Below are 12,548 nucleotides of genomic sequence, written 5' to 3' on the forward strand. Positions count from 1 at the left end.
CGATCACGACGCCGTGGCGGGCCTCGAAAAGCCCACGGCGCCCAAGAACCGGGTCTCGTCATCGACGGCGGCGACATCGCCAAGCCGCTCCAGCACCGCGATGGCAAGACCTTCGAGAGATCCTGAGCACAAGGCGATCGTCTAGGCCTGCCACGTCACGTCCGAGAGGGGCTGATAGCGGCAGCTCGCGCCAGTCCTGATCGAGGTCCGGAGGTGGCGGGCGAGCTCCGGATGGTTGCGGTCGAGCCGGGCGAGCGCGGCACGGATGCGGTTGGACACCGTCTTGCGGGCGCGTTCGGCGGTGTCGTCCACACGTTTCCCGGCGGTTCCGATCTCCTCGACGAGCCGCAGGCGTTCCTGGTCGAGCCGGGCGGCCAGGTCGTCGTCGCCGACGTACAGCGCCCGGCCGATCTCGTCGTCCAGCCAGGCGAGCCGATCGCGGTGATCGGCCCCGCCCTGCTCCTCGGACGCCGGGCCGCCGGCCAGCCGTAGGGCAGGCACCTCCACCCCCGGCTGACGGAGGAGGGTCCGCAGGTCGTGGAGCCCTTTGGCGTCGGGCACTCGGACGGTGCGGCCCGCGTACGTGAGCGTCCACACGGTGCCGTCGAACCTGAACACCCTCGGCGAGCCCGCGCCCTGTGGTCGGAGGCGTCGGACCTGCTCGCTCACGCCGGCCATGCCGAGGGCGGCCGCCTCCCGCTCCACCTCGGCCAATCGCGCCCGTGCGGCAGCCGCGTCGCCGCCATGGCCGCGCACGAGCAGCGCATCGGCCAGCCGCAACCGGGCGTCGATCGACCACGGACGGGCCTGGAGACGGTCGGCGGAGTGCCAGGCGGCGGTGAACCCGTCGATCGCCTCGTCCCATCGCTCCATGGCGGCGTGGAGCATGGCAGCCCAGTGCGCCATCGGACCCTCGACCGTGGCCATGCCCGGGACCGCCCATTCGCCGGCGAAAGGAGCGATCAAGGCCAGGACCTGCGCACACTCCTCGGGGTCCCGTACGGCGGCGGCCACCTCGGCCTGGAGGCGCAGCCGCAGCGGCGCGTACCAGCCGTGCCCCTCGGCTCCTGCCGCGTCGTCGTGCAGGTGACGCCGGGCTGTCGCGAGGTCACCCCGGTGGAGCGCCGTGGCTGCCCTGAGCAGGTGCGGGTACGGGTGCAGGCCGTCATCGGGTCCGGCCGTCAGCGCCTCGGCCGCCTCCGGCCGTCCCCGGCGCAGCTCCAGGGCCCAGCGCAGGTGGCGGCCCACGCTGGCGGCGTCCACGTGCGGCGGCCGGTCGAGGGCGAGCGCCTGGTCGATGTGCGCCGCCGCCTGGCCGAAACGGCCCATGAGGGTGGCGACGGTGGCCTGGTCCCACCGCGCGTCGAACCGGAACCGCGGCAGACCGGTGCGTTCGGCCGCGGCCACGAAGGCACGGTGCTCACCGAGGTAGCGGGGGTCGCCCTGCTCCAGCAGCGCCCATGTGCGCAGGCGGGCGGCGTGGAGGTCGAGCTCCCGATCGGCGATGCGGCGGGCCAGGTCGGCCAGCTCGGCGGCGATGGCCAGGCGGTCCCGCGCCGTTCCCGGCCCCAGCATGGCGTCGTGAGCCGTCAGCAGGCTCAGCCCGAGCGCCTCGTCGTCCTCGCGCCCTCTCGCCAGGGAGGCGGTCCGGACGCTGAGTTCGCGTACCGCGTGATCGAGGCGCGTCGCGGTCCCGGGCGGCGCGAGCCGGCGGTGCGCCTCCTCGATGAGGGAGACCTCCAGTGGAGGCTTTCTCGTGGGGTGTTCGAGCCGACGCATGACCAGGGCTGTCCGTGCCAGCAGTTCGTCGTCGCCGAGCCGCCTGGCGGCCTCGGCGGCCTCCTCGAACGCCGCCCGCCCCGCCGGCGGGTCACCGTCGTGGTGCAGGATCGTGCCCAGGTCGAGCAGGATCAGCGCCCGGGTGCGGAGATCCCGCGTGGGGACGAGCTCCAGCGCGCGGCGGGCGTGCCGGGCGGCCTCCTCGGTGGCCATGCGGGCGGAGGCGTCCCGGGCGGCGCGCACCAGCCATCCCACGGTCACCTGGGCGTCCAGCGCAGGCCCGGCGAGCTCCGCGTGACGGGCCATCTCAGCCGGTGAGAGTCGCGCGTCACGGGCCGGCTCCCCAGGGAAGACCGGCTCCCCAGGGAAGAGTCGCGCGTGACGGGCCGACTCGCCCGGGACGAGCGACGCCGCCGGGCTGTGGGTGGCCACGACGGCGGCATGCCTGCGCCACCGGTCCTCCTCCGGGAGCGAGTCGTAGACGACCTCCCGTACCAGGTCGTGCGCGAACGTGAACCGGCCGTCGCCCGCCGGGACGATCAGCCGGGCGGCCACGGCGTGCGTGAGGAGCCGTTCCACGCGCTCGGCCTGCGCCCCGGCCGTCGTGGGGAGCAGCCGCGCGCCGAACTCGTGGCCCAGCACGGCGGCGGCCGCCAGGGCCCCTTCGACCCCTGGCGGCAGCCGGGACAGGCGTTCCCGTACGGTGGCGCGGACGCCATGCGGGATCGCACCGCCGTACGGCCGCAAATGAGCCAGTTGCTGGACGAAGAACGGGTTTCCACCGGTGCGCCGGTGGAGCTCGACGGCGGCCTCCGGCTCCGGCGCCCGCCCCGTGACCCGGGTGACCAGCTCGGCGACGCCCGCGCGGTCGAGCCCGGCCAGTGTGATCACCTCGGCCGTCGCCGACAGTGACGACAGGAGCGGCTCGGCCGGTCCGGTCTCCGCGTCCCGGTACGTCCCCAGGACCAGGAGCCGCTCCAGCGACATGTGCCGGGCAGCGAACCGCAGGAGGCGGAGGGAGGCGTCGTCGGCCCGATGCAGGTCCTCCAGCACGACCACCACCGGCCGGTGCTGCGCCAGAGTCACAAGCAACGTCATCACCGCGTCGTGCAGCGGAAACGCCGGTGCGGCGCCCCAGGCGCCCCCTTCCGGCCCCGCCATCCGCACGCCGGGCTCGCCCGGCTCGCCGAGCAGCGCGAACAAGGCGGGGCCCGCGGCCTGCGTTCCCCTTGCCCACTCCGCGGGGGCGGCCTTGCGCCGCAGCGACCGTATGACCTGCGTCCACGGCCAGTAGCCCGGCGTGCCGTCCCGGTCCCAGCAGGCGCCGCCCGCGACCAGGGCGCCCGTGCGGCGGGCGCCGTCGGCGGCGTCGGCGACCAGAGCGCTCTTCCCGATCCCCGCTTCGCCGGCGACCAGCACCAGCCCACCGTGACCGCCTCGCGCCCGCGCGAACGCGTCACGCACGATCGCGGCCGGTAGATCGCGTCCGATGAGCGCGGGCATGGGCTCATTGTCCCAACGCCCCTGCCGGCCTCCCGCTCAGCCCGGCCGCTCCCGTGGGCCGGCGTAGCGATCGCTACGCCGCGGCTCGCGCCTGTCCTGTGACAGACGCAAGGAAGGAGTCGCCTTGCTGGGCAAGCGATTCAACGAGACCGCGATCGGCGTGCTGCTGCTCATGGCGGCGGCATGCGGTGGCGCAGGCGCCGCGGAACCGACCGCGGGAAAGGAGAGCACCATGGGGCAGGACGCGGACGCTCAAGCGCTGGGGACGCTCGAACAGCGCCAGGCCGACGCCTGGGATCGAGGGGACGGCGACGCGTTCGCCGCCACGTTCACCGAGGACGCCGACTTCATCGCGGTCAACGGCGAGCACATCCGCACGCGGGCGAAGATCGCCGAAAGCATGCGGGCGGGGCTCAGCACGTTCATGAAGGGAACGCGGCTCCGGCTGGGAGAGGAGCGGCATGTCCGCTTCCTCTCCGCTGACACGGCGATCATGATCACCGGCAACTGCGTCATCCGCCCGGGCGAGGACGAGTGCCGTCCTGAGGCTCGCTCCATGCAGACCCGGGTCGCCGTCAAGCGCGACGGCGCCTGGCTGTTCACCGCCTTCCAGAACACCAGGATCGGGCAGCCGCCGGCCTAGGCGTACAGGCGGTGGACCGTCAGCGGGCCGCCGCCCCAGCGGCCGATCGCCTCCTCGTCGGCGAAGGCCAGGACGCGCATCATGTTGCCGCCGTCACTCAGCTCGACGTTGCGCCGCAGCCGGGCGACCAGGTCGGCGGGCAGCCTGGTGGTGCCGGCCTCGATGGTGTCGCCGTAGTGGGGGGCGAAGGCGACGCCGGCGAAGCCGGTGCGGCCGAGCAGCGTGCGCACGGTCTCCGAGGAGTAGAACATCAGGTGGTTCTTGGTGAAGCCGCTCCACGCCGACCCGTACGCCTTGAGCAGCAGCGACCGGGCGTTGACGGTCAGGATGAGCAGCACCCCGCCGGGCGCCAGCAGGCTGCGGAACTTCTTGAAGTCCTCCAGCGGCCTGGGCAGGTGCGCGAGCACCGACCAGAGCGTGATCACGTCGAATCCGCCCGCGGCGATCTCCGGCACGTCCTCGGGCGCGCCGAAGTAGGTCCGCGCCTTGCTCAGCCGCTGGTTGGCCTGCTCGACGGACTCCGGCGACAGGTCCACCCCGTACGCGTCGAAGCCGCGCTGCTCGGCCAGCTCGAGGAACAGCCCCACGCCGGAGCCGAAGTCGAGCAGCCGCCGCTCCTTGCCCTCGTCGAACACCGGCGAGAACGCCTGCATGGTGAGCTCGTAGCGGCGCTGCCGGTTGGCGGCGTACTTGCCGGTCAGGAAATTGCTGTAGCCGGTGGCATAGAGGTCGCCGAGCCGCTCGGGGCGGACGTTCGGGTTGCGGTAGAGGAAACCGCAGGAGGGACAGCGGACGACGAAGTAGCGCCATCCGTTGCCGCCGGTCGGCTCGAACAGCGGCTGCTGGCGGGACTCCCCGCACATCATGCAGCTGAGGAACTCCTCGATCTCGCCCAGCGGTCTCAGCCGCCGGTATTCCTCCAAGGACATGATCGGCGCCCGCCTGATCAGCCACTTCCACTGCGCCTCGCGGATCAGCCGCTCGCCGGGCCGTACGTAGACACGCTGACCCCACGGGACACGGTCGTAACGGGAGCCGTACGCCAGACGGCCCAAAAGTCGTCGATATGACATAGCCACCACCCTGCGAAGCGTCTTGCCCCACACCCAAGTGACTATGCGCGCGTGTTCGGGCGCTTTACAGGCTCTTGGGCGAGGAGGGCCCGGGCGTCACATACATGTCGTGATATATGGCCGGATGTTAGCAAGCAAGCATATGCTTGGTGCCGTGCCTGAGTATCGCAATCTCATCGGCGGCGAGTTGGTCGCCGCGTCCCGGACGATGGACTCGGTCGACCCGGCCACGGGCGAGGCGTGGACGGCGGTCCCGGCGAGCGGCCCCGACGAGGCCGAGGCGGCCGTGGCCGCGGCCCGCGAGGCCTTCCCTGCCTGGTCGGCGCTGCCCGCCCTGGCCCGCGCCCACTATCTGCGCAAGGTGTCGGAGATCTTCGGCCGGCACGCCGAGGAGCTGGCCAGGCTGGAGACCCGCGACAACGGCAGGATCCTGCGGGACACGCTGAAGAAGGACCTGCCGGGGATGGCGTTCCTGTGGCAGCTGGCCGCCGGGCAGTGCCTGGACGCGGTCAAAGGCGACACCGTCATCCTCGGGCCCGACGCGCTGGGGCTGACGCGGCGGGAGCCGTACGGCGTGGTGGTGTGCATCATCCCGTGGAACTCGCCGATCTCGACGTTCTCGGCGAAGGCCGCGTACGCACTGGCGGCGGGCAACACGGTGATCGTCAAGCCGGCCGAGCAGGCGAGCGCGTCGGTGCTGCGGCTGGGCGAGCTGCTGGCCGGGGTATTCCCGCCCGGGGTGCTCAACATCGTCAGCGGCATGGGCGAGGCGGTCGGAGAGCCCCTCGTACGGCACCGCGACGTCGGCAAGATCAGCCTCACCGGCTCCACGGCCACCGGCCAGGCGATCACCCGGGCGTCCGCGGACGCGCTGAAGCCGATGATCTTCGAGCTGGGCGGCAAATCGCCCAATATCGTCTTTCCTGATGCTGACCTGGACGCCGCCACGCAGGGCGTCACCGTGAACTCCATCTACACCGGCAACGCCGGACAGGTGTGCGTCGCCGGCTCGCGCATCCTCATCCACCGCTCGATCTGGGACGAGATGCTCGGCCGCATCAGGGACGTGTGCGCGGGCCTGGTGCTCGACGACCCGCAGGACCTGCGGACCACGATGGGGCCGATCGTGTCGGCCGGGCAGTTCGAGCGCGTGACGTCGTACCTGGAGCTGGCCGAGAAGGAGGGCGCCACGCTGGTCTTCGGCGGCCGGACCGGCGCCGACGTGGTGCCGCGCCTGCCGGGCGGCTACTGGGTCGAGCCCACCCTCTACACCACGGAGGACAACTCGCTGCGCGTCTGCCAGGAGGAGATCTTCGGGCCGGTGGCTGTGGCGCTGCCGTTCGAGAAGGACGAGCAGGCCCTGGAGATCGCCAATGACTCCCCGTACGGGCTCGCGGCCGGCGTCTGGACCCGCGACCTGGGCCGCGCGCACCGCTTCGTGCGCGATCTGCGCGGCGGCACGGTCTGGGTGAACACCTTCCGCCAGATGCCGCCCGGCCTGCCGTTCGGCGGCGTCAAGGACAGCGGCTACGGCCACGATTCGGTGCTCGAGTTCACCCGCGAAAAGGCGGCCATCATCCAAATTTAGTCGGATAGATTTACCCCTCATGAGCGAGGGGATCAAGGACCGGGCCGGGCTGTCCGAGGCAGCCGCCCAGTCGAGGGCGTCGGTGTTGCGGAGTCGCGCCGAATCGTACATCGCCCTGTCGCGGCACGAGGCCGCGATCGCGGACCTGACGGAGTCGATCGCCCTGGTGCCGGACAACGCCCGCGCCTGGCGTCTGCGCGGCGAGAGCCACCGCCTGATCGAGCGGTACGAGGCCGCGCTGGAGGACTTCGACGAGGCGTTGAAGCTGGAGCCGGACAGCGCGTACGCCCTCGGCTCGCGCGGCCAGACGTACGCCGCGATGGGCAGGCTGGAGGAGGCCATGACCGACTTCGACCACGCCCTCACCCTCTCGCCCGACTCCCTGTGGATCCTTGAGGCGAAGGCGGACGCACTGGTGGACCTGGACCGTCTGGACGAGGCCCTGGACGAGCACGCCAAGATCATCGCCCTGAACGGCGAGCTGGCGTACTCCTGGGTGGCCCGCGGCGACCTGTACCAGCGCCTGCACCTGTACGCCGAGGCCATCGACGACTACACCAAGGCCCTGGAGATCGACCCCGAGCACGTACGGGCCCTCGGCAGGCGCGGCGAGGCCCTGCGCATGATCGACCGCTACGAGGAGGCGTTGGCCGACCTGAACCGCGCCCTCGAGCTGGACCCGGAGAACGACCGGGCGCTGGGGAGCCGGGGCGCGGTGCTGAGCGAGCTGGGCGACAACGAGGCGGCGCTGCGCGACCTGGATCGGGCGATCGAGCTGGACGCCGAATACATCTGGGCGTATCGGGTGCGGGGCGAGATCCTCCAGGAGGTGGAGCGCCACGAGGAGGCGGTGGCCGACTTCACCCGGGCGCTGCACCTGGAGTTCGGCGACTGAGCCAGGGACACGCGCGCGCCGGTCCCGGGGCTCGCGGCCGGAACTTCCGCATTGCGCCGACGAGCCGACCGGCAACACTGGTAGAACTGCACCGGAGCTCCTGGCCGTGTGCGGGCGTGGTTGTGGTGGCCCACCCGCCGGTCAGGGGCTCTCCTCATGCGGGCCCGGCGTTCGCGTGGAGCCATTCCAGGGCGTCCGGGGCCGCGTGGAGGACCGAGATGTGCCCGTCGTCCGGATACAGGCGCAGCTCGGCCCCCGGGCAGTGGCGGGCCAGCCACTCGCCGTGCGGGCTGGGCACGACCCGGTCCCGCTCGCCGTGCAGGAGCAGCACCGGTTGGGTCACCTGGCCCGGGTCGCAGCCCCACGGGGAGACGTAGGCGATATCGTCGTCGATCTGCCCGCCGGGGCCGGACGCGATGGCCGGCTCGACGACGCTGCCGAACCAGGACCACACGCCCTCGAGGGCGGCGTGATCCTCCGGGGAGAACATCTCCGGGTCGTACTCGGCCGAGGCCTCGTGCTTCTCCTTGGCCGCGCGTCCCGCCGCGGCGGCCCGCAGAGACGCCTGGCCGGAGCGCGACATGCCGGCGAACCAGTCGAGCCCGTCCGCGCCGTACGGGGCGAGGCCCGACACGCTGAGGACGGCCCGCACCCGGTCGGGGAACAGGACGGCGCAGGCCAGGGCGTGCGAGCCGCCGCCGGAATGCCCCATGACGGCGAAACGGGCGAGGCCCAGCGCGTCGGCGACCCGTATGACGTCGGCCGCGGCCGAGGCCAGGTTCCGGCCGGGGACGCGGGTCGAGCTGCCGTAGCCGGGCCGGTCGTACGACACCCAGCGGATGCCCAGGCGGTCGGAGACCGGGAACAGGGGCTCAGGGGGCGTGCCGATGTTGGGTGTGCCGTGGTGCCAGAAGACGGCCGGCCGGTCGGCGGCGTCGTCCGGGCCGGTGTCGTACACGTGCAGCGTGCGGCCGTCCGGCAGCCGCAGATCGAATTCTCTCAGCACCCGGCGAGCCTAACGCCCGGCACGGACGCCGAGAAGCGCGTGCCGGGCTCCTCGCCGGGCCGTACGCGGCGGCCTCGGCGAGGAGCCCTCTTCAGAGAGCGAGCAGGGCGCTGACCGGCAGGCGGCTGTCGGACAGCGGGCGGATGGCGATGCGGAGCAGCGCCCGCGCGTTGTCGTCGCCCGCGATGCGGTTGGCGCTGAGCCCTCCGCAGGACTGGCAGTGATGGATGATCAACCACTCGCCGTCCGGCCGGACGGTGACGCTGAGCGCCGCCATCCGGCCCCGGCAGCCCGCCCGCCGGTCCCCCGGGATCCGGTGGTCGACGTGCAGGCTGGTCAGACAGTGCGGGCAGTGGTTGCGGTGCGCGGTGCCGGGCGCGGACATCGGCACGTCCAGCCGGCACCCGACGCAGCGGAAGGCGTCGGCGGGCTCCCGGTGGTGCGTGCTCTTGCGCCGTTGCGGCCTTTCACGGCCGGGTTTCCTCCTGGGCATGTCACAGGTCGCCGAACGCCTCGAGCGGGAACGGCGGCTGCGCGAGCGGGCGTACCGCCATGCGCATGAGGATGAGCTGGTTGTCGTCCCCGCAGATGGGATTGGACGTCAGCTCACCGCACCGGGTGCAGCGATGGATGATCATCCAGTCGCCGGTGCGGAGGACCGCGATCGAGATCGGGATCATCCGCGAGCGGCACTCCGACGGGCCGCCCTCCACCCGGTCGAGCACGTGCATCGAGTGCAGGCAGCTCGGGCAGTGGTTGCGGCGGGTGCCGTCCGGCGCGGTGGCCGTCACGGTCAGGCCGCAGCGCACGCACGGGAAGGTCTCGGTGTTGACGATGGAACGAGTTTTGCCGTTGGCAGACAACCTGGGTTACTCCTTGCCGAAACGAATCGTGGGAAGGCAGCAAGGGTCGTGCGCCCGAGCGGGCCTCGCGGTGAACGCGGGCACACCGGTGCCGCAGGCGGTCCGGCCTGTCAGATGTGATGATTCACGAAGTCGGGTGTGACCCGATCAGAGGCAGGGATCGCCGACGGCACGTCGAGGCGCACGGGTCTCGATGCCATGCATAAACCCACTCCCTCCGGGACAGCGCGACCGCTGCCCGATCGATTCGGCCACGTGTGAGGGTAGCGGCGCGGGGCGACGTACGGCCAATGGTTTTCTCCTCGCCCTGGAGATCGACCGAATAAGCTTCTAGATTCGGACGCATGGGCATCGGGCTGACCGAGGAACACCTGGCGCTGGCCGCCTCCGTACGGGGGCTGGCCGAGCGGAGCGCCGACCACGCGGCGCTGGCCGAGCAGGGGCTGCTGGGCCTGCATCTGCCCGAGGAGCAGGGCGGGCAGGGGTACGGGCTGCTGGAGCTCTGCGTCGCGCTGGAGTCCCTGGCCGAGCGGCGGGTCGGCGGCCCTCACCTGCCGACCGTGCTGGCGTCGGCCGCGCTCGCCCGCTCGGGCGGACGCCACGAGCGCCTGATCACCTCCCTCGCCGACGGCTCCATGACCGCGGCCGTCGCCCTGCCCACCGACGCCTCCGCGGCCGCCTCCGCCGTCCCGCCCACCGACGCCTCCGGCGCCCGTTCCTCCGAGCGTCCGGCCGCCGGAGGCGCGGTCCTCGCCCTGGGGGCGGCCGACGCCGATCTCTTCCTGCTGGGGGTGGGCGGCGGCGCGTGGGCGGTGCTGGACCGGGACGACGTCGTCGCCGAGCGCGCCGAGGGCGTCGACCTCGACCGGGCGCTGTGCACCGTGACGCCGCGCGGGCCCGTCCCGGCCGATCGGGTGCTCACCGGCACGCCGGTACGGGAGATCGCCGCCGTACTGCTCGGCGCGGACGCGTGCGGCGTCGCGGCGTGGGCCGTCGCCACGGCGGCCGGCTACGCGAAGGCGCGCGAGCAGTTCGGCCGCCCGATCGGGCAGTTCCAGGGCGTCAAGCACCGCGTGGCCGCCGCGTTGGTGGCGTTGGAGCAGGCCCGCGCCGCCGTCTGGGACGCAGCCAGAGCCATGGACGCCGGCCCCGCGACGTCACCCGGCGACGTCCGCACTCTCTCACTCGACACGAGCGGAAGAACCGCCGATGGCGACCCGGCACTCCCTGACGAGACGCGGTTGGCCGTGGCCGTGGCGGCGGTGCTGGCGCTGGATGCGGCCGTCCGGTGTGCGGCGGACGCCATCCAGGTGCTCGGCGGCATCGGCTACACCTTCGAGCACGACGCCCACCGCTACTACCGCCGCGCCCTCTCCGACCGCATGCTGGCGGGCGACCCCGGCCCCTGGGCCGAGGAGGCGGCCGCGCTGGCGGTGGCGGGCGTCCGGCGGGCGATGGAGCCGGACCTCCCGGACGAGGCCGCGCCGCTCAGGGACGCGATCAGAGCGGAGGCGGAGTCGCTGCGGGCCGAGGCGCCGGCGGCCAGGCGGGCCAGGTTCGCGCGGGAAGGGTGGATCATGCCGTACCTGCCGAGGCCGTGGGGCAGGGACGCCTCGCCGCTCGAGCAGGTGATCATCCACCAGGAGTTCCGGGACCTCGAACGCCCGAACCTCGGCATCGCGGCCTGGGCGGTCCCGTCCATCGTCACGTACGGCACCCGCGAGCAGCAGGAACGTTTCCTGCCGCGGACGCTCGCCGGCGAGATCGTGTGGTGCCAGCTGTTCAGCGAGCCCGGCGCGGGTTCCGACCTGGCCGGCCTGTCGACGAAGGCCACGAGGGTGGAGGGCGGCTGGTCACTGAGCGGGCAGAAGATCTGGACGTCCCTCGCACAGTACGCCCATTGGGGCATCTGCCTAGCCCGGACCTCCCCCGGGAAACCGAAACACCAGGGCATCTCGTACTTCCTGGTGGACATGTCGTCCCCCGGCGTCACCGTCAGGCCGCTCAAAGAGATCAACGGCGACGAGATCTTCAACGAGGTGTTCCTCGACGACGTCTTCGTCCCGGACGACCTGGTCGTCGGCGAGGTGGATCAGGGCTGGCGGGTGGCCCGCGACACGCTCTCCCACGAACGCGTCGCACTCGGCGACTCCTGGGGCCCGGGCTCCCAGCACACCGACATGGCGAAGCTCGTCGCCCGCCTCCCCCCGCTCCGCCAGGCACAGCGCGAGCAGGCGGGACGCCTGTGGGCGGAGGGCCAGGCGATCTCGGCGCTCGGCCAGCGCGTGACGCTCTCGAAGCTGTCCGGCGGGGATCCGGGGGTCGCCTCCAGCGTCCGCAAGCTGCTCGGCATGCGGCACGCGCAGGCGATCTCGGAGTTCTGCTGGTCGCTGGCCCCGGCGGACGCGTACTGGAGCCGCATGATCCTCACCACCCGCGCGTACACGATCGGCGGCGGCACCACGGAGGTGCAGCTCAACATCATCGCCGAGCGCGCGCTGGGCCTGCCTCGCGATCCCTGATCAGCTCTTGGGGTAGTACGGGGCCGCGAGGTGCGCGTACACGATGGTGTTGTCCCGGTAGCTGTGTGCCTGCCGGTCGAACGCGCCGCCGCACGTCACCAGCCGCAGCCCCGGATAGCGCAGCTTGCCGTACACCTTCTTGGCGGGGAAGCGCGTCTTCGGGGTGTGCTCGACCTTGTCGACGACGAAGACGGCCACCGAGCGGTCGGCACGCAGCACCTGCACCTGGTCGCCGCGCTTGACCTCCTTCAGGCGGGCGAAGACGGCCGGGCCGTTCCTGGTGTCGAGGTGCCCGGTGATCACGGCGGCGCCGCGCTGGCCGGGGACGGGGCCGTAGCGGTACCAGCCGGCGAGGTTCGGTGAGTCGAGCGGCGGGGTCTGGATGGCGCCGCGCGTGTCGAGGCCCAGCTCCATGAGCGGGGCGGACACGCCGATGGACGGAATGTAGACGGCCGTGGGCCGGGCGGCCTTCATGGGCGCGGCCATCTTGGAGAGCGGCACGCCGGTGACCGGCGCCGGCTCCTGGCGTGCGTTCGCGGCCGGCGCCGCCTCGGAGCCGGCCCCCAGGACGCCGCTCACCCCCAAGCCGATCAGGCCGACCCCGCCCAGAGTGACGACGCCCGCCAGGGCCAGGACCAGCCGGTTCCCGGGAACGCCCGCCACCCTAGACGGCATC

Annotated in this window: 10 protein-coding genes; 4 read left to right on the forward strand and 6 right to left on the reverse strand. The window is 72.6% G+C overall.

All coding sequences use genetic code 11. From position 1 onward, the window contains the following. Positions 1–141: 141 nt before the first annotated feature. Complete coding sequence (locus tag ID574_RS03430; RefSeq protein ID WP_188187271.1) at positions 142–3,282, reverse strand: ATP-binding protein; 3,141 nt, start codon at positions 3,280–3,282, stop codon at positions 142–144. Positions 3,283–3,406: 124 nt separating this feature from the next. On the opposite strand from ID574_RS03430, the gene ID574_RS03435 reads away from it, so the two are divergent. Further along, complete coding sequence (locus ID574_RS03435; protein WP_223166324.1) at positions 3,407–3,925, forward strand: SgcJ/EcaC family oxidoreductase; 519 nt, start codon at positions 3,407–3,409, stop codon at positions 3,923–3,925. Here the strand turns inward: ID574_RS03435 and ID574_RS03440 are convergent. Continuing rightward, positions 3,922–4,998, reverse strand: coding sequence for a class I SAM-dependent methyltransferase (locus tag ID574_RS03440; RefSeq protein ID WP_188187272.1), 1,077 nt, complete (start codon positions 4,996–4,998; stop codon positions 3,922–3,924). The genes ID574_RS03435 and ID574_RS03440 overlap by 4 nt on opposite strands. 154 nt (positions 4,999–5,152) lie before the next feature. On the opposite strand from ID574_RS03440, the gene ID574_RS03445 reads away from it, so the two are divergent. Both ID574_RS03445 and ID574_RS03450 read left to right on the forward strand, forming a co-directional pair. Continuing rightward, on the forward strand, positions 5,153–6,586 hold the full coding sequence (locus tag ID574_RS03445) for an aldehyde dehydrogenase family protein (protein WP_223166325.1): 1,434 nt from the start codon (positions 5,153–5,155) through the stop codon (positions 6,584–6,586). A gap of 19 nt (positions 6,587–6,605) precedes the next feature. Continuing rightward, a complete protein-coding gene (locus ID574_RS03450) occupies positions 6,606–7,481 on the forward strand; it encodes a tetratricopeptide repeat protein (protein WP_188187274.1) in 876 nt (291 codons plus the stop codon). 154 nt (positions 7,482–7,635) lie between these two features. On the opposite strand, the gene ID574_RS03455 is transcribed toward ID574_RS03450, so the two are convergent. The 3 genes from ID574_RS03455 to ID574_RS03465 form a co-directional block, all read right to left on the reverse strand. Then, positions 7,636–8,487, reverse strand: coding sequence for an alpha/beta fold hydrolase (locus ID574_RS03455; protein ID WP_188187275.1), 852 nt, complete (start codon positions 8,485–8,487; stop codon positions 7,636–7,638). A 91-nt stretch (positions 8,488–8,578) separates the two neighbouring features. After that, complete coding sequence (locus ID574_RS03460) at positions 8,579–8,980, reverse strand: RNHCP domain-containing protein (RefSeq protein WP_188187276.1); 402 nt, start codon at positions 8,978–8,980, stop codon at positions 8,579–8,581. 1 nt (position 8,981) lies between these two features. Continuing rightward, the gene (locus tag ID574_RS03465; protein WP_188187277.1) at positions 8,982–9,350 is read right to left on the reverse strand and encodes an RNHCP domain-containing protein; all 369 of its coding nucleotides are present in this window, start codon (positions 9,348–9,350) and stop codon (positions 8,982–8,984) included. 344 nt (positions 9,351–9,694) lie between these two features. Between ID574_RS03465 and ID574_RS03470 the strand changes: the two genes are divergently transcribed. Further along, positions 9,695–11,872 (forward strand): acyl-CoA dehydrogenase family protein, encoded by a 2,178-nt coding sequence (locus ID574_RS03470; protein ID WP_188187278.1) that lies wholly within the window; start codon positions 9,695–9,697, stop codon positions 11,870–11,872. Here ID574_RS03470 and ID574_RS03475 read toward each other — a convergent pair whose 3' ends face one another. Continuing rightward, positions 11,873–12,535: a class F sortase gene (locus ID574_RS03475; protein WP_188187279.1), complete on the reverse strand. Its 663-nt coding sequence runs from the start codon at positions 12,533–12,535 to the stop codon at positions 11,873–11,875. Positions 12,536–12,548 lie beyond the last annotated feature (13 nt).

The sequence above is a fragment of the Nonomuraea sp. SYSU D8015 genome, assembly GCF_008065375.1.
Classification (GTDB): domain Bacteria; phylum Actinomycetota; class Actinomycetes; order Streptosporangiales; family Streptosporangiaceae; genus Nonomuraea.